This is a genomic window from Streptomyces sp. MMG1121 (assembly GCF_001280015.1).
Lineage (GTDB): Bacteria > Actinomycetota > Actinomycetes > Streptomycetales > Streptomycetaceae > Streptomyces.
The window spans coordinates 24989-42132 of sequence record NZ_LGDV01000177.1; the positions used below are offsets into that span (position 1 = coordinate 24989).

Below are 17144 nucleotides of genomic sequence, written 5' to 3' on the forward strand. Positions count from 1 at the left end.
TCTGGGACTCAGGAGGCGTCTGGGACTGAGGCGCCCCCGGAGTGTGGACACGGGGGGCGTGCTGCGGACGCATCCGCCCTCTTGCTGTTCCGCGCCGACGCGGCCACCGAGGCCCGCGATCACGACCGCGAGTTCTGTCCGCCGGCCGCGGAGTGGCCCGCCATGTGTCCGACGGTCCGGCGCGCACGCTCGGCGTCGTCCATGACGAACTGCCGGCACATGTGGAGGCCGGCTGCACGACGACGCCGCCCTGCTCCTGCTCCGCAGGCAGACCACGGACGAACGGCCTTCCGCGCCGCCCAGGACGCAGGTCGTGCTCTGGCCGGGCCTAGCCCGCCGTGAGATCGGCCCACCGGGTGACCCCGCCGGTGTGGACGCGTATGCCATGCCGCGTCGCCAGGGCATGGACGATCGTCTCGCCCCGGCCGTGCTCGTCGGGGTCGGTCCCGGCAAGGGCCCGGCCCGCCGAGAGCACGGGTCCCGCGTCGGTGACCTCGATGCGGACACCGTCACCGGGAACCCGGGACAGCCGCAGTACGGCCGGGGGACGAGCGTGCATGATGGCGTTGGTGACCAGCTCGGACACCACGAGGAGCGCGTCCTCGACGATTCCCGGGGACACGCTCCAGTCGGCGAGGACCTCCGCGGCACTTCGGCGTACGGCCGAGACGGCGCCGGCGACGGGCGGGACCGGACACACATATTCGTATGCCGCCCGAAGCAGCGTGGTGAGCTGTGCCGCCATGGTCTCTCCCGGTGATGTGTGCGGCCGGTCCGGCGCCATGTCTGCGCGCTTACCGGCTGCGCAGCAAGCTACGGAGACAATTCGGGCGGGTCAACGAATGGCGGTCGGCATTACCGAACGCGGATCTTCCGACGGCTCCGCAGGGGGCGCCCGCCCGTACGGCAGAGCGTCTGCGACGGTAATAGGCTCGCCTCATGACCGGCCCAGTCCAGTCGATCGAACGGGCGGCGGCGATTCTGCGCCTGCTCGCCGGCGGGCCCCGCCGCCTCGGGCTCGGCGAGGTCGCCGCCTCACTCGGACTGGCCAAGGGCACCGCCCACGGCATTCTGCGCACGCTCCAGCACGTGGACTTCGTGGAGCAGGACGCGGCGACCGGGAAATACCAGCTCGGAGCCGCCCTCCTGCACCTCGGTACCAGCTACCTGGACGTCAACGAGCTGCGCTCGCGCTCCCTGAACTGGGCCGATGCCCTCGCCGCCCGCAGCGGAGAGGCGGTCCGCCTGGGCACCCCCCTGGAAGGCAGCGTGCTCATCGTCCACCACGTGTTCCGGCCGGACGACACCTTCCAGACCCTGGACGTGGGCTCGCTGCTGCCCCTGCACGCCTCCTCGCTGGGCAAGGTACTGCTCGCCTACGGGACCGCGACGATCGAGCCCGCCCGGACGGGGCTGGAGGCGTACACCCGGCACACCCTCGTCGATCGCGAGCAGCTCGCCCGGGCGCTCGCCGAGGTACGGGAGCTCGGCTGGGCCGCGGAGATCCAGGAAATGAGCATGGGCGATGCCGGGCTCGCCGCGCCGATCCGAGGGCACGGCGGCCTCGTCGTCGGCGCCGTCGGGCTGTCCGGGCCGGTCGAACGGATCTGCGACAGCCAGGGCCGCCCCCGCCCGAGTCTGATCACCCTGATCCGCGAGGCCGCTCGGGCGATCTCCAGGGACCTGGGAGCCGCCCGCTGGTAGGCCGGAGCCGGCCGCCCCCTCTCGACCCCCGGAAGGCAGACCCGATCATGGCTGAACAGTACGTAATGTCCATCGATCAGGGCACCAACTCGACCCGCTGCATTCTGTTCGATCGCCGCGGGCGCCTGGTCTCGGTGGCGCAGAAGGAGCATCAGCAGCACTTCCCCGAGCCCGGCTGGGTCGAGCACGACGCCGTGGAGATCTGGCAGAACCTCCGGCGCGTCCTGCCCGAGGCCCTGTCCGTCGCCGGTGTCGACACGGGACAGATCACCGCGATCGGTGTGGCGAACCAGCGCGAGACGACCGTGCTCTGGGACCGGCGGACCGGCGCTCCCCTCGGCCGGGCGATCGTCTGGCAGGACACCCGCACGGCGCCGCTCGTCGAGGAACTCAGGCGGCACCCCGGCGAGGAGTTCTTCCTGCAGCGGTGCAGTCTGGCGCCCTCGACCTACTTCTCCGCGCTGCGGATCCGCTGGCTGTTCGACCACGTCAAGGGGCTCCGGCAACGCGCCGATGACGGCGAGGTGCTGTTCGGAACCATGGAGAGCTGGCTGATCTGGAACCTCACCGGCGGCCCCGAAGGCGGCCTGCACATCACCGACGCCACCAACGCCAGCCGCACGATGCTGATGAACATCCGCACGCTCACCTGGGACGATGAGCTGCTGGCCTTCTTCGGAGTGCCCCGCTCGATGCTGCCCGAGATCCGGTCTTCCGCCGAGCCGTACGGCGACGCCCGCTCGCTGTTGCCGGGCGTCGCCATCACGGCCGCGCTCGGCGACCAGCAGGCCGCGCTCTTCGGCCAGACCTGTTTCTCCCCCGGCGAGGCGAAGTGCACCTACGGAACAGGCAGCTTCCTGCTGCTCAACACAGGCAGCGACATCGTGCGGTCCGGGCACGGCCTCCTCACCACCGTCGCCTACAAGATCGGGGACCAGCCGCCGGCCTACGCCCTGGAAGGGTCGATCGCCGTCACCGGAGCACTCGTCCAGTGGTTCCGGGACCGCCTGGGTCTGATCAGCAGCGCCCCGGAGATCGAGACCCTCGCCCGGACGGTCGAGGACAACGGCGGCTGCTACATCGTCCCCGCCTTCTCCGGTCTGTTCGCGCCTCGCTGGCGCAGCGACGCACGCGGGGTCATCGTCGGGCTCACCTCGTACATCACCAAGGGACACCTGGCGCGTGCGGTCCTGGAGGCCACCGGATGGCAGACACGAGAGGTCGTCGACGCCATGAACGCCGATTCCTCGGTCTGCCTCCAGCAGCTCAAGGTGGACGGGGGCATGACCGCGGACAACCTGCTCATGCAGTTCGTGGCCGACGTGCTCGACGTACCCGTGGTGCGGCCCATGGTCGCCGAGACGGTCTCCCTCGGCGCCGCGTACGCGGCCGGGCTCGCCGCCGGCTACTGGTCGGACCTGGAGGTGCTGCGGCACAACTGGCACCGGGCCGGACAGTGGCTGCCCGCCATGGACCCCGAGCTGCGGGCGGCGGAGTACGAGAACTGGCAGCGGGCCGTCGAACGGTCCCTCGGCTGGGTCAGATCTCCCCGGTCCGCCGACCCGGGCCCGCCGTGACCCGGTCCGCCGGCGCTCGGCTCGGCATCGGCGACGGGATCGTGGGTCACTTCTCCCAGCCGACCGTCTCCGGGAGCGGGCTGTAGAAGATGGTCGCGCCGACGTTGGCGAGGCCCTTCTTCACCGCATAGGTGGAGGGGCCGCTGTACAGCGGGAGGAAGGCGTACTGCTGGAGTGCCTCGCGTTCGGCCTTGTTGACCGCCGTGATCTGCCGGCCGAGGTCGGCGATGTCGGCGGTCGCGCGGATCTCCTTGTCCAGCGCGGGTGAGCCGGCGCCGGTGAGGTTGGAGTCACGGTCCGAGCAGTAGAAGTCGCACAGGTAGCGGGCGCCGAACGGGTCCATGGAGCGGTTTCCCGAGACGAACAGGTCGAACTTGCGCTCGCTGAGGATGTTCGAGAAGTCCGCGTCGTCGGCCTTGTGGATGACCAGGCGGATGCCGGCCGGTTTCAGCATCGCCGCGAAGGCGCCGGCGGTGGCCTTGCCCAGCGGGTCGTCGCCGAGGAGGGTGTAGCCGACCTCCAGCTTCCTGCCGTTCTTGATCCGGATGCCGTCGCTCCCGGGCTTCCAGCCCGCCGCGCCGAGCTGCTTTCCGGCCTCGTCCGGCGCGTACTTCAGCACGGCCGAGACGTTGTCCTCGTAGCCCTTCTGGAAGCTGTAGAGCACGGCCGAACCGGGCAGCGGCTCCTGGTAGTCGAGGCCCTGGAACTGGATCTTCGCGATCTGCGCGCGGTCGACGCTCTCCTCGATGGCCTTGCGCACGGCCTTGTCCGCGAGCACGGGGGACTTGGTGTTGAAGTAGAGCGAGTACTCGAAGGGGCTCCCGCCGCTGCGGATCTCCGTGCCCCCCAGCCCCTTGACCTGCTTGAGGCTCTCGGCGTCCACGGCGGAGACGTAGTCGAGCTGGCCGTTCTTGAAGGCGTTGACCGCCGCGGTCGACTCCAGGTTGACGTAGACGCGCTTGTCGAGCTTGCCCTTCCTGCCCCACCACTTCGGATTGCGGACGAAGGTGATGTCGCCCGAGTGGGTGTCCCAGGTGCCGACCGTGTACGGGCCCGCGCCCCACTCCGGGTGGGCCCTCTTGACGTACGCCTTGTTGAAGTTGCCGACCGTCGCCGCCTTGGGGTGCAGGAAGGTCGTGAACAGACTCGACCAGGAGGCGTTGACGCCCTTGAAGGTGATCACGGCCTGTTTGGCGTTCTCGCCCTTCTCGACCGAGGTGATCTGGTCGTAGCCGTCCGTCGACGAGGCGGCGTAGGCCTTGTCCGACCCGTTGTTGGCCTGCCACGTGGCCCTGATCGCGGTCCAGTCGATCGGTGTGCCGTCGTTGAAGACGGCCTTGGGGTTGATCGTCAGCGTGACCTTCTGGTTGCCGCCCGCGACGGCCACCTTCACGTCGCTGTAGTAGTCCGGGTTGTACTGCACGTCGCCGGTCGGCGAGTAGGTGATCGCGTCGGCGTTGTACCAGGCCCACACCCGGGACGCGGTCAGCGTGGCGTTGACGTTGAACGGGTTGCCCTGGTCGTCGAAGGTCCCGGCCGTGGTGTAGGTGCCGCCGTCCTTGATCCTGTCGTACGGCGTGGGGTTGTAGTCGGCGGCGGACGACGCGGCGGAGGGGCCGTCCTTCGGGGCCGAGCCCGCCGAGTCCTTGCCGGAGGAGGACTGGCACGCGGTGGCGGTGACGGAGATCGCGGCGAGGAGAGCGACGGGCAGGGCCAGTCTTGCGCGCATGGGAAATCGTTCCTTCAGGGTCGGTGGAGAGCGTGTTGACGGAGCGGGCGTGGCCGCGTGTCCCGGTCGTCGGGGCAGGTCTCAGACGCCGTGGCAGGCGTACTCGTGGCCGGGCTGCCCGGGCACGGGCGTCGGCTCGGGGCGCCGCGTACGACAGCGGTGCCGTACGTCCTCGTCGGCGAGGCGGTACAGCGGGCAGCGGTCGACGAAGACGCATCCCTCGGGCGGTCGTGCGGCGTTCGGCTGCTCGCCCTCCAGCACGACGCGTTCGCGGGTGCGCTCGCGCCGCGGATCGGGCACCGGGACCGCCGACAGCAGGGCCCGGGTGTAGGGGTGCTTCGGATCGGAGAAGATCGTCTCGGTCTCGCCGGTCTCGACGATGTGTCCCAGGTACATGACCGCGATGCGATCGCAGATGTACCGGACCACGGCCAGGTCGTGCGCGACCACGAGGTAGGCGAGCCCGAGTTCGCGTTGGAGCCGTGCCAGCAGGTTGATCACCCCGGCCTGCACCGACACGTCCAGGGCGGAGAGCGGCTCGTCGAGGGCGAGCAGTCTGGGCTCGGTCGCCAGGGCGCGGGCGATGCCGACCCGTTGGCGCTGACCGCCGGAGAGCGCGGCCGGGAACCGGTCGCCCACCGAGTCGTCCAGACCGACCAGGGCCAGCAGTTCGCCGACCCGGGAGCGGATCGACTCGCGATCGCGTCCGACGGCCCGCAGCGGCTCGGCGAGCAGCTGGAAGACGGGCATCCGTGGGTCGAGGGCGCCCAGCGGGTCCTGCATGACGATCTGTACGTCCTGCCGCAGCTCCCGTGCGCGCGCCCGGGACGCCACCGTGCCGACCTCGGTGCCGGCGATCTCGATCCGGCCGCTTTCGGGCCGTCTGAGCCGGAGGATCTCCAGCAGCGTCGTGGTCTTGCCGCTGCCGGACTCGCCCACCAGGCCCAGGGTCTCGCCGGCCCGCAGCTCGAAGCCGACCCGGTTCACGGCGTGCAGCGTACCGACCCGGCGCTTGAGGAGGCCGCCCTTGGTCACCGGGAAGGTCCTGACGAGGTCCTCGACGCGGAGCACCACCTCGCCGGTCCCGGCGGGACCGGCGGCCGTCGGCCGGTCGACGGGCGCGGCGTCGCCCGTGGGGTCGAGGGTGCCGTCGGCGATCTCCGTGGCGCGCAGGCAGGCCACGTGTCCGTGCCCGGTGACCTGGCGCAGCTCGGGTTCGTCGGTGCGGCACGCGTCGAGGGCGACGGCGCAGCGGCCGGCGAAGGGGCAGCCGGCCGGCAGGCCCACCAGGGCGGGCGGCTCACCGCCGATCGGGACCAGGGGCCGGCGGGTCCCGCCGTCCACGGTCGGCACGGCGGCGAGCAGCCGCGCGGTGTACGGCATCGTCGGCCGGCGGAACAGCTCCTCGACGCCCGCGTGTTCCAAGACCCGGCCCGCGTACATGACGGCGACGTCGTCCGCGTGGCCCGCGACGACCCCGAGGTCATGGGTGATGAGGACGAGGCCGGCGCCGGTCTCCTGCTGCGCCACGCGCAGGACGTCGAGGATCTGCGCCTGCACGGTGACGTCGAGCGCGGTGGTGGGCTCGTCGGCCACGAGTACGGACGGTCTGTTGGCGATCGCCATGGCGATGACCACGCGCTGGCGCATGCCGCCGGAGAACTCGTGCGGGAAGGAGGCGGCCCGGCCCCGCGGGTCGGGGATGCCGACGAGGTCGAGCAGTTCGACGGCCTGCTCCCAGGCCGCCCGCTTCGTCAGGTTCTGGTGGACGCGCAGGGCGTCGGAGAGCAGTCTGCCCACGGAGAAGATCGGGGTGAGCGCGGACAGCGGGTCCTGGAAGACCATGCCGATGGACTTGCCCCGGATCCGCGACAGCTCCTGGTCCCCGAGGCCGATCAGGTCGCGTCCGCCGAGCAGCACCTGACCGCCGAGGCGGGCGGTGGGCGGCAGCAGGCCCATGATGCCCATCGCGGTGGCCGACTTGCCCGAGCCGGACTCGCCGACGATGCAGAGGGTACGGCCGGGCAGCAGCTCGAAGCTCACCCCGCGTACCGCCTCGACGGTTCCGGCTTCGGAGGGGAAGGAGATCCGCAGGTCCCGCACGGAGAGGACGGGGGTGCTGCCGGTGCTGGGCGCGGGGGCGGCCACGGGGGTCGCGAGGGTCATCGTCGGCCTCCTGCCGAGCCGGTCACGGACGTGGGGTCGAGGGCGTCGCGCAGTCCGTCGCCGATGAAGGTCATCGAGACGGTGAGCAGCACGACCAGTCCCGCGGGGAAGGCGAAGAGCCAGGGGGCGCTGGTGACGGTGCTCGCCCCGTCCGCGAGCATCGTGCCGAGGGAGACGTCCGGGGTCTGTACGCCGAACCCGAGGAACGACAGGGCGGTCTCGCTGAGCACGGTCGCCACGACACCGAGGGTCAGGTTGACGATCAGCAGGGAGCCCAGGTTGGGGATGATGTGACGGAGGATGATGCGCGGCGCGCTGACGCCCATGAACTCCGCCGCCGTCACGTAGTCCCGTTCGCGCAGCGAGGTCGAGACGGACCAGATCACCCGCGCCGTGGACATCCAGCCGAACACGGTCAGCACGACGATCAGGACGCGCCAGTCACCGGCCAGGCGGTGGGAGACCAGGGCGAGGATGAGGAACGAGGGGACGATCAGCAGGAAGTGGATGACGGCGAGGGTCACCCGCTCGACCCGGCCGCCGAGGTACGCGGCGCCGGAGCCGACGATCGCGGCGACGACGACCGTCAGGACGGACACGCTGACGGCGATCACCAGCGAGCGCTGGAGTCCGTGCACGGCACAGGCGTAGATGTCGTTCCCGCCCTGGTTGGTGCCGAACCAGTGGGCGGCGCTCGGCGGCTGGGTCAGGGCGGCGAAGTCGGCGTCGGTGTAGGCGTGGGAGGTGAACCGGCCGCCGACGGCGGCGAACAGCACGAGCAGGACGAATATCGCGACGCCGGCGACGGCGAGGCGGTTGCGCACGAAGCGGCGCAGATAGAGCCAGCCGAGGCCGAGGTGGGCGGGCCTCTGCGCGGGGGGTGCCACCGGGGGATCGGTCGTCACGTCGGTGGCCACGTCAGCTCACCCGTACTCTCGGGTCGAGGAAGACCGTGGCGATGTCCGCGAGGATCGCGCCGACGGCGGTCAGGGTCGCGGCGAAGGCAGCCGTCGCGACCGCGCCGTGCACGTCGTTCTTGCTGATGGTCTGGATGAAGTAGCGGCCCATGCCGTTCCAGCCGAAGACCGTCTCGGTGATGACGGCGCCGGTGAAGACGGCGGGCACGCTGAACGCCACGGAGGCCGCCGTCGGAATGAGCGCGGCCCGCAGCGCGTGCCGGCGTACGGCCTGGCTCCGGGTGAGCCCGGTGGCCTGCGCCGTGCGGACGAAGTCGGCGTTGATCGTGTCGAGCAGCAGCGAACGCTGCGTCAGGTGGTAGCCGACGTACCCCATCAGGGTCAGCGTCAGGGTCGGCAGGATCAGGTGCAGAAGGCGGTCGCCGATGGTCGGGAGCAGTCCTTCGACGCCCGGTGAGTTCTCCCCGGCGACGTAGAGGAAGTGCAGTCCGGCGTGCTGGTTCAGCCAGATGGCGACGAAGACCACGGCGAGCGCGGCGACGGACGTCGGTACGTTGAACACCGCGATGGACACGGCCTGTGAGACCCGGTCGGCAAAGCCGTACTGCCGGGCCGCGGTGTACACCCCGAGCGCGACACCGACCACGACGGACAGGATGGTCGCGATGACGACCAGCTCCGCGCTGACGAGGGACCGGTAGCCGACCTCGCCGTTGACGGAGACACCGGTGGGGGACCTCCCCCAGTCGAAGTGGAGCACCACCGAGTCGAGCCAGTCCCGCCAGCGGTGCACCAGCGGCACCCGCGGGTCCAGGTTGTACGGCGCGAGGGCCCGGTCGATCTGGGCCTCGCTGCGGACGGGCCGCAGCTCCTTGAAGTTCGAGCGCGGGTCCAGGAACCAACTGGCGAGGAAGTAGGTCGCGTTGGTGGCGACCACGATCATCAGCAGCCAGCCGAGGGCTTTGCGCGTCACATAGCGCACCATCCGCGGCACCTCCCCACGAAGGTGCCGGAGGGTCTGGAGGAATACATGCGGGACTTTCTGGCGGAACGGACTGGGGGCACCAAGGTGTGATCGTCAGCTTGGTCCGTACCTTGCGCAGAAAGCCAGGCCGCGGCCGGTCCCGCCATGAAGTCGACATGTTGCCGCAGCAATCGGCCCGGAGCGGGCGGCAGATCGGCCCGGAACAGGCCGCGATTCGGCTGATCCCGGCGAGCGGCCGGGGTCAGTCGTCCGCGACCGTCGCCGCCACCGGCGTTCCCGTCTCCACCGTGCGGCTGACCGTGCAGAGGCGGTCGTGGGAGGTCTTCACCGCCCGGGGCAGGATCGCCCGGGCCCGCTCGGCGCCCTCGCCGTCCGGGAACGTGACGTGGAACGTCACCGCGAGGTCGGTGAGGCGGTTGCCGAGGTCGTCGTCGACCTTGGTGCCCTGCACGGCGACGGTGAAGGCGGTGGGCTCCGCGTGCCGGCTGGTCGCGACGTCCACGTCCACCGCCGTGCAGCCGCCGAGCGCCGCGAGCAGCAGCTCGACCGGGGTGAACTCGGCGTCTTCGGCGGCGCCGGTGCCGAAGGCGATCGTGCCGCCGCGTACGTTCGTCGCCACGAAGTGGCCGGTGCTGGTCCGCTCGACGGTGACGGAGCGCAGGGAGTCATCGGTCATACCGGCGACCCTAACTCCGCACGCGGCGCCTCACCCGCCGACCACCGCGCCCGGGTTGAGCGGGCCACGGGGGTCGAGGGCGTCCCTGACGGCGCGGTCGAGGACCCCCACCGGCGGCCCCGGCCCGGCGCGCAGCCCCTCCCGCTTCGAGTGACGAAATAGTAGCCATGTACATAGTAGCCATGTACTGTATGTCTCATGAGCAATGGTTCCGAGGGAGCCACGCCCGGCTTCCTGGTGTGGCGGCTGTCGATGAAGTGGCGGGTCGCGGTGGACCGTGCGGTGGCCCCGCTGGGGCTGACCCACGCGCAGTACTCACTGGTGGCCTCGCTGTACGGCATGCACCGCTCCGGTCTGCGGCCCAGCCAGCGCCGACTCGCCGATCACACCGGGCTGGAGGCGCTCTACGTCTCCAAGCTGGCCCGCGGCCTGGAGTCGGCCGGCCTTCTCGAACGCGCGCGGGACCCCGCCGACCCGCGCGCCGTCCAGCTCGCGCTCACCGAGCGGGGGCACGAGGTCACCGGGAAGGCGATCGACGTCGTCCAGGGCCTGCTGCGGCAGTTGCTGGCCCCGCTCGGCGGACCCGACAGCCCGCGCGCCCGGGAGTTCACCCACGAGCTCACGGTCCTGCTCAACGCACCGCTTGACCCGTTCGGCACCACCGATCACGAGACGGAGCAGTCATGACCACCACCGCACCCCTGCTCGACGGTCGCACCGTCGCCCTCGCCCACTACGCCTCACGCGCCGCCCTGGAGCGCGTACTGGCCCCTCACGGACTCACCTTCCGGCAGAACGTCACCCTCCGGCTCGCCGCCGTCGCGGGCGGGCCGGTCGAGCGCACCGCACTGGTCGACGGCGTCACCGGCGCACTGAAGGTCGACGCGACGGATGCGCACAGCACGGTCGACGAACTGGTCGCCGCCGGGCTGCTGGCCGCGGCGGAGCCGTCCCGCATCGACATCACGGACACCGGCCGGGAGTTGTACGCCAGGGCCGCCGCCGAGGCGGGAGCCCTGGCGGCCCTGATCTACGCCGGGATCTCCGACGAGGACCGCGCCACGGCCGGCCGGATACTGACCCTGATCACCGAGCGGGCGGACGCGGAACTGGCCGTCCTGGGCACACCGAACCGTTAGTGGAATATTGAACGACCGCGTTCCGTTGAGGCCGCCGAAGGAGGTCATCAGTGGAGACGCGAGTGGAGACGACGTACTACGACCACGGCACGCCCGCCGAGCGCTGGGAGCGCGCCCGGCAGTTCTTCGACGCCAAGGACTACGCGGGCGCGGCACGGGTGCTGACCGGGCTGGTCGAGGAGGTGCCCGAGCAGACCGCACCCCGGCTGCTGCTGGCCCGTGCCTACTACCACTCGGCCCAACTGCGCCGCGCCGAAGCCGAGTTGCGGCGCGTCGTGGAGCGTGACCCGGTGGAGCACTACGCCCGGCTGCTGCTGGGCCGCACGCTCCAACGGCAGGCCCGGCACGAGGAGGCGGAGCGGCATCTGCGGATCGCCTCGGCGCTCGCGGGTGACTTCCCGCGGCAGTGAAGGACGCGGGGCGGGCCCGGTTCCCGTGCGGGAGCCGGGCCCTCGGCATGACGGCGTACACCGGGAGGAGCGGGAGGCCATGGCATCCTGGCGCGATGGCACCCTCCCCTGATCACGCACCGCTCGCCGAGCGGGTCGAGGAACTCCTCGCCGCCGGTGGCCCCTTGCCCATCGTCGCCGCCGGACAGCCGGTGCTGCGGCGTGGCACCGAGCCGTACGACGGTCAGCTCGGCCCCGCGCTGCTGGACCGTTTCATCGAGGCCCTGCGCGTCACCATGCACGCCGCCCCCGGTGTGGGCCTCGCCGCACCGCAGGTCGGGGTGCCGCTGCGCATCGCGGTCATCGAGGACCCCGCCCCGGTGCCCGAGGAGATCGCCGTGGCCCGGGGCCGTGTCCCGCAGCCGTTCCGCGTCCTGGTCAATCCGGTGTACGAGCCCGTCGGCACCGCGCGTGCCGCGTTCTTCGAGGGCTGCCTCAGCGTGCCGGGCTGGCAGGCGGTGGTGGCCCGGCACGCCGCGGTGCGGCTGCGCGGCCAGGACGAGCAGGGCCGCGCGCTGGACGAGGTGTTCGCCGGGTGGCCCGCCCGTATCGTCCAGCACGAGACGGACCACCTCGACGGCACCCTGTACCTGGACCGCGCCGAACTCCGGTCCCTGTCCACCAACGAGGCCGCGGCGGCACTGTGGGCGCAGCCGACGCCGGGCGCGGCAGCCGCGGCCCTCGGCTTCGAACTGCCTTAGGTCCGGGCTCAGTTGTCCCGGTACGCCTCCAGCAGCCGCAGCCACACCTCACTCAGCGTCGGGTACGACGGGACCGCGTGCCACAGCCGGCCGACCGGGACGCGGCCGGCCACGGCGACGGTCGCGGAGTGGATGAGTTCGCCGACGCCGGGTCCGACGAAGGTGACGCCGCGCAGGATCTCCTCCTCCAGGTCCACGACCATCCGGGCGCGGCCCTGGTAGCCGTCGCCGTACAGGCCCGCACCGGCGACCGAGGAGAACGCGACGTCGACGGCGCGGACGCGGTGCCCGGCCTGTTCCGCCTCGGCCAGGGAGAGGCCGACGGCGGCCGCCTCGGGGTCGGTGAAGACGACCTGGGGTACGGCGTGGTGGTCGGCGGTGGCGGCATGCGCGCCCCAGGGCTCCTCCAGGAGGGGGTTGCCGGCGGCGCGGGCGGCGATGGCGGCGCCGGCGATACGGGCCTGGTACTTGCCCTGGTGGGTGAGGAGGGCCCGGTGGTTGACGTCGCCCACGGCGTACAGCCAGTCGATGCCGGTGACGCGCAGGGAGTCGTCGACCTCCAGCCACGAGCCGGGTGCCAGGTCCACGGTGTCCAGGCCGATGTCGTCGGTGTGCGGGACGCGGCCGGTGGCGAAGAGGATCTCGTCGGCCGCGATCCGGTCACCGGCGGCGGTGACGGCGACGACGGTGCCGTTCTCGCGGGTGACGGAGGCGACGGAGGTGCCGGTGCGGACGTCGACGCCCGCCTCGGTGAGTGCCTCGGCGACCAGTTCCCCGGCGAACGGCTCCATCCGGCTCAGCAGCCCCTTGCCGCGCACCAGCAGGGTGACCCGCGAGCCCAGGGCCTGCCAGGCGGTGGCCATCTCGGTGGCGACGACACCGCCGCCGACCACGATCAGCCGGGCCGGGGCCGCCTCGGCACTCGTCGCCTCGCGGCTGGTCCAGGGCCTGACGTCGGCGAGGCCGGGCAGGTCGGGCAGTTGGGCGCGGGTGCCGGTGGAGACGGCGACGGCGTGCCGTGCGGTGAGGGTCGTGACCGTGCCGTCGGGGGCGGTCACGGTGACCGTGCGGGGACCGGCGAGCCGCCCGTGGCCGCGGAAGAGGTCGGCACCGATGCCGTCGAGCCAGCCGACCTGGCCGTCGTCCTTCCAGTGGGAGGTGTACTCGTCCCGCCGGGCGAGGACCGCCGGGGTGTCGAGCGGGCCCTGGACCGACTGGGCGAGACCGGGCAGGCGGCGGGCGTCCGCCTGGGCGATGACCGGCCTGAGCAGGGCCTTGCTGGGCATGCAGGCCCAGTACGAGCATTCGCCGCCGACCAGCTCGCTCTCCACGACCGCGGTGGTGAGGCCCGCCGCACGCGTGCGATCGGCCACGTTCTCCCCCACGGGCCCGGCCCCGAGCACCACGACGTCGTACGCGATGGATTCCGTTTCCGTCATGGGGTCAGTCTGCTGGGTGGTGTGCGCCCTGGCCACATGGGTACGTGCGCGGAACACAGGCGTGCGCCTGCGGAACAGGAATAGGCGGCCGGACGGCCGTGTTTGCGCCGACGGCACACCCCACACCGGGAAGAGGGATTCACACCATGAGCAGCACCGTGGAGCTGACCAAGGACAACTTCGACCAGACCGTCAGTGAGAACGGGTTCGTTCTCATCGACTTCTGGGCTGCCTGGTGCGGGCCGTGCCGACAGTTCGCGCCGGTCTACGAGAAGGCCGCCGAGGCCAACCCCGACCTGATCTTCGGCAAGGTGGACACCGAGGCCCAGCCGGAGCTGGCCGCGGCCTTCAACATCCAGTCGATCCCGACGCTGATGATCGTCCGCGACAAGGTCGCCGTGTACGCCCAGCCGGGCGCCCTGCCCGAGGCCGCCCTGACGGACATCATCGGGCAGGCCCGGAAGCTGGACATGGACGAGGTCCGCAAGAGCATCGCCGCCCAGGAGAGCAACGGCCAGTGACCCGATGACAGGGCCGCGGCCAGGCGTTCAACTCGACTCGCGCCCGATCACCGAGGCTCCCAGCACCTGGTGCACCTCCGGCTCACCGCCCGGGTCGCGCACCGCCCGGTCGACCAGCTCGGCGAGGTCGCGGCCCGAGGGCAGGTCGATGTGGACCGTGCTGAGCCGGGGCCGCAGCAGCCTGCCGAGCATCAGGTCGTCGGCACCGGTCACGGCCACGTCCGCGGGGATGCGCAGTCCCTCGTCCTGGAGTGCCCGCATCAGCAGCATCGCGTACTCGTCGTTGTAGGCGAACACCGCGTCGAGGCCCCACTCCCGCCAGCGGGCGGCCAGTTGGGCAGCGGCCTGCTCCGTGTACGCGAGCGGCAGCTCCGTGACGGCCGCGTCCGTGCCGCGCAGGGCCTCGCGCACACCGGCGAGCCGGGGCCGGGAGTAGACCTCCAGGCCGGGCTCCTCCGGCACCACGACACCGATCCGGCGCCGGCCCCCGGCGTAGAGGTGGGCACCCGCGCAGCGGCCGACCGCGTCGTGGTCCATCAGCAGGGCGTGGGCGCCGTCGACGCGGACCGGGCCGAGAGTGACCACGGCCCGGGCGCCGGAGCGCTTGAGGACCTCGACGCCCCGGGGTCCGAGTTCCGCGCCGGGCACCAGGACGGCGACCGGCCGCAACTCCGCCCAGGCACGGGCGGCTTCGTCGCCGTGCAGGCCGACCGTGCCGTACTGCACGACCGTGTAGTCGAGGCGGCCGAGTTCCTGCTGGAGTTCGTCGAGGAACCTGCTGTACAGGGGACCCACCGGCACCGCGGGGGCGGGCATGAGGACCATACGGCTGTGTCCGGCACGCAGGCTGCGGGCGGCGGCGTGGGGCACGTACCCCAGCTCCCGCGCGGCCTCGTGGACGCGCCGGCGCGTGGGTTCGCTGATCCGTACGGCGCTGGTGTTGTTGAGGACGTAGGACACGGTCGCCCGCGAGACGCCGGCCAGGCGGGCGACGTCGGCGCTCGTGGGCGTGTTCGGTATCTGCACCATGACAGACCGCATCTTGGCAGAGGGGCGGGGACCGGGGGCGGGCGGGGCGGCGTGGTTCACCGTTCGACGATTCCGGCGCCGCAAGCCACTGCGAGTCAGCCGGCGAACACGTTCGCAACGAACTTGTTCGTGACGAACGCGTTCGCTATCGTGGAGGCATGACCGCTTCCCCTTCCTCCCGCTCCCGCCGTGAGCGTCCCGCCAAACCCGCCCTGACCCGGGAGGGCATCGTCGCCGCCGCCGTCGCGATCCTGCGCGCGGAAGGGCTGCGCAAGGTCACGATGCGACGCCTCGCGCAGGAGCTCGACACCGGTCCGGCCTCGCTGTACGTGTACGTCCGCAACACCGACGAGCTGCACGCGGCCGTCCTGGACGAGCTGCTCGGCACGATCGGGCCCGCCCCGGTCGAGGGCGACTGGCGGGAGCGGCTGGAGAAGGTCCTCACCGCCTACACCCTGATGCTCCTGGAGCACCCGAGCCTCGCCCGCTCGGCGCTGACCGCGTGGCCGAGCGGGCCGCACTATCTGCGGCTCATCGAGACCCTGCTGGAGCTGCTCCGAGCGGGCGGCGTGCCGCACGCGCAGGCGGCGTGGGGCGTCGACCTGCTGCTCCAGCACGCCACCGCGACCGCCGCCGAACATGCCGGCGAGACGTCCGCGGAGGACCGGCGGGGGCTGTCCCACGCCCTGCGCGAGGCGCCGGCCGGCACGTATCCGCGCATCGCCGAGCACACCGACGCACTGCTGTCGGGCGCCCCCGAGGCCCGCCTGTCGTGGACCTTCCAGACCCTGGTCAACGGCATCGAGCGGACCGCCGTACCGGACTGAGACACCATGCCCGGCGGGCTGCCTCGACGCCCTCCCGCCCACGGCCGCACCGACCCTTCCACGCATCCATCCGTCAGGAGGCCACCATGACCAGTAGCTCCCACACCTCCCCCCTCCTCCCCCACCACCCCGTAGCCGTCGTCGGTGCGGGGCTCGGCGGGCTTGCGCTTGCCCGGGTGCTGCATGTGCGCGGCATCGAGGCCGTCCTGTTCGACCTGGACGCTTCGCCGGCCGCCCGGACCCAGGGCGGGATGCTCGACATCCATGACGACTCCGGCCAGGAGGCGCTGCGCGCCGGTGGGCTGCACGAGGAGTTCCTCGAGCGCGTCCATCCCGGTGGCCAGGCCACGCGGGTCCTGGACCGGCACGGCACGGTCCGGTTCGAGGAGTCCGACGACGGCAGCGGCGGCCGGCCCGAGATCGACCGCGGCGATCTGCGCGAGCTGCTGCTCGGCTCACTGCCCGAGGGCACGGTCCGCTGGGGCGCCAAGGTCACCGGGGCACGCCCGCTGGGCGACGGCCGGCACGAGGTGACGCTCGCCGACGGCACCGCGTTCACCACGGACGTGCTGGTCGGCGCGGACGGCGCCTGGTCCCGGATCCGCCCGCTGCTCTCCCCGGCCCGGCCCGCCTACACGGGCGTGTCGTTCGTCGAGGCGGACCTGGAGGAGGCGGACCTGCGGCACCCGGTGAGCGCGGCGGTGGTCGGCGGCGGCATGCTGTTCGCGCTGGACGCGGCCCGCGGTTTGCTCGCGCATCGCGAGAGCGACGGCAGCCTGCACCTCTACGCGGCCGTCGAGGCACCGCAGGACTGGCTGGACGGCATCGACTTCGGCGACACCGAGGCGGCGAAGGCGGCCGTGCTGAAGGAGTTCGGCGGCTGGGACGAGAGCCTGCGGGCGCTGGTCGCCGACGCGGACGGGACACTCGTGCCCCGACGGATCCACGCCCTGCCGGTCGGGCACCGCTGGGAGCGGGTCCCCGGGGTCACACTGCTCGGGGACGCGGCCCATCTGATGTCGCCGTTCGCTGGCGAGGGCGCCAATCTGGCGCTGCTCGACGGCGCCGAGCTGGGCCTCGCACTGGCCGCGCACCCCGGCGACACCGAGGCGGCGCTGGCGGCCTACGAGGAGCGAATGTTCGGGCGCTCGGAGGTGTCCGCGCGGGAGTCGGCGGACAACGGCGCCCTGCTGTTCCGCGCCGACGCCCCGCAGGGCCTGCTCGACATGTTCACGCAGGGCGCCTGACCGGCCCGGCCCAACGACCCGCTCGGCGGTTCACCCGT

17 protein-coding genes are annotated in these 17144 nt (G+C 72.0%); 9 read left to right on the top strand and 8 right to left on the bottom strand.

Going from position 1 to position 17144, the window contains the following annotated elements; all coding sequences use genetic code 11:
- Positions 1 to 328 precede the first annotated feature (328 nt).
- The gene (locus tag ADK64_RS16305) at positions 329 to 745 is read right to left on the bottom strand and encodes an ATP-binding protein (RefSeq protein ID WP_053659516.1); all 417 of its coding nucleotides are present in this window, start codon (positions 743 to 745) and stop codon (positions 329 to 331) included.
- A 194-nt stretch (positions 746 to 939) separates the two neighbouring features.
- Here ADK64_RS16305 and ADK64_RS16310 point away from each other — a divergent pair, with 194 nt between their 5' ends.
- Together ADK64_RS16310 and glpK are read left to right on the top strand one after the other, a co-directional pair.
- Positions 940 to 1704 carry an IclR family transcriptional regulator gene (locus tag ADK64_RS16310; RefSeq protein WP_053659518.1) on the top strand — a complete coding sequence of 255 codons (765 nt, stop codon included), beginning with the start codon at positions 940 to 942 and terminating at the stop codon, positions 1702 to 1704.
- 47 nt (positions 1705 to 1751) lie between these two features.
- Positions 1752 to 3281 carry a glycerol kinase GlpK gene (gene glpK, locus ADK64_RS16315; protein ID WP_053659520.1) on the top strand — a complete coding sequence of 510 codons (1530 nt, stop codon included), beginning with the start codon at positions 1752 to 1754 and terminating at the stop codon, positions 3279 to 3281.
- A gap of 46 nt (positions 3282 to 3327) precedes the next feature.
- On the opposite strand, the gene ADK64_RS16320 is transcribed toward glpK, so the two are convergent.
- The 5 genes from ADK64_RS16320 to ADK64_RS16340 form a co-directional block, all read right to left on the bottom strand.
- A complete protein-coding gene (locus ADK64_RS16320) occupies positions 3328 to 5010 on the bottom strand; it encodes an ABC transporter family substrate-binding protein (protein WP_199829631.1) in 1683 nt (560 codons plus the stop codon).
- An 81-nt stretch (positions 5011 to 5091) separates the two neighbouring features.
- Entirely contained in the window at positions 5092 to 7176 is a 2085-nt protein-coding gene (locus ADK64_RS16325) for an ABC transporter ATP-binding protein (protein ID WP_053659522.1), read from the bottom strand.
- Complete coding sequence (locus tag ADK64_RS16330) at positions 7173 to 8063, bottom strand: ABC transporter permease (RefSeq protein ID WP_053659656.1); 891 nt, start codon at positions 8061 to 8063, stop codon at positions 7173 to 7175. The genes ADK64_RS16325 and ADK64_RS16330 overlap by 4 nt, the downstream gene beginning before the upstream one ends.
- Positions 8064 to 8094: 31 nt before the next feature.
- Entirely contained in the window at positions 8095 to 9078 is a 984-nt protein-coding gene (locus tag ADK64_RS16335; protein ID WP_053659524.1) for an ABC transporter permease, read from the bottom strand.
- Positions 9079 to 9319: 241 nt separating this feature from the next.
- Entirely contained in the window at positions 9320 to 9754 is a 435-nt protein-coding gene (locus tag ADK64_RS16340; RefSeq protein WP_053659526.1) for an OsmC family protein, read from the bottom strand.
- A gap of 198 nt (positions 9755 to 9952) precedes the next feature.
- Between ADK64_RS16340 and ADK64_RS16345 the strand changes: the two genes are divergently transcribed.
- The 4 genes from ADK64_RS16345 (at position 9953) to ADK64_RS16360 (ending at position 12043) form a co-directional block, all read left to right on the top strand.
- Positions 9953 to 10441, top strand: coding sequence for a MarR family winged helix-turn-helix transcriptional regulator (locus ADK64_RS16345; RefSeq protein ID WP_053659528.1), 489 nt, complete (start codon positions 9953 to 9955; stop codon positions 10439 to 10441).
- Positions 10438 to 10893, top strand: a complete 456-nt coding sequence (locus ADK64_RS16350; protein ID WP_053659530.1) for a winged helix DNA-binding protein — start codon at positions 10438 to 10440, stop codon at positions 10891 to 10893. The genes ADK64_RS16345 and ADK64_RS16350 overlap by 4 nt, the downstream gene beginning before the upstream one ends.
- A 62-nt stretch (positions 10894 to 10955) precedes the next feature.
- Positions 10956 to 11303 (top strand): tetratricopeptide repeat protein, encoded by a 348-nt coding sequence (locus ADK64_RS16355; protein WP_053659531.1) that lies wholly within the window; start codon positions 10956 to 10958, stop codon positions 11301 to 11303.
- Between the two features lie 95 nt (positions 11304 to 11398).
- Positions 11399 to 12043: a peptide deformylase gene (locus tag ADK64_RS16360; RefSeq protein WP_053659533.1), complete on the top strand. Its 645-nt coding sequence runs from the start codon at positions 11399 to 11401 to the stop codon at positions 12041 to 12043.
- A gap of 8 nt (positions 12044 to 12051) precedes the next feature.
- On the opposite strand, the gene ADK64_RS16365 is transcribed toward ADK64_RS16360, so the two are convergent.
- Positions 12052 to 13482, bottom strand: coding sequence for a dihydrolipoyl dehydrogenase family protein (locus ADK64_RS16365; RefSeq protein ID WP_053659535.1), 1431 nt, complete (start codon positions 13480 to 13482; stop codon positions 12052 to 12054).
- A gap of 146 nt (positions 13483 to 13628) precedes the next feature.
- Here ADK64_RS16365 and trxA point away from each other — a divergent pair, with 146 nt between their 5' ends.
- Positions 13629 to 14003, top strand: coding sequence for a thioredoxin (trxA, locus tag ADK64_RS16370; protein ID WP_053659537.1), 375 nt, complete (start codon positions 13629 to 13631; stop codon positions 14001 to 14003).
- 27 nt (positions 14004 to 14030) lie between these two features.
- On the opposite strand, the gene ADK64_RS16375 is transcribed toward trxA, so the two are convergent.
- Entirely contained in the window at positions 14031 to 15032 is a 1002-nt protein-coding gene (locus tag ADK64_RS16375; RefSeq protein WP_053659539.1) for a LacI family DNA-binding transcriptional regulator, read from the bottom strand.
- 158 nt (positions 15033 to 15190) lie between these two features.
- Between ADK64_RS16375 and ADK64_RS16380 the strand changes: the two genes are divergently transcribed.
- Both ADK64_RS16380 and ADK64_RS16385 read left to right on the top strand, forming a co-directional pair.
- On the top strand, positions 15191 to 15859 hold the full coding sequence (locus ADK64_RS16380; protein ID WP_053659541.1) for a TetR/AcrR family transcriptional regulator: 669 nt from the start codon (positions 15191 to 15193) through the stop codon (positions 15857 to 15859).
- A gap of 86 nt (positions 15860 to 15945) precedes the next feature.
- Complete coding sequence (locus tag ADK64_RS16385; RefSeq protein WP_053659543.1) at positions 15946 to 17106, top strand: FAD-dependent oxidoreductase; 1161 nt, start codon at positions 15946 to 15948, stop codon at positions 17104 to 17106.
- Positions 17107 to 17144 lie beyond the last annotated feature (38 nt).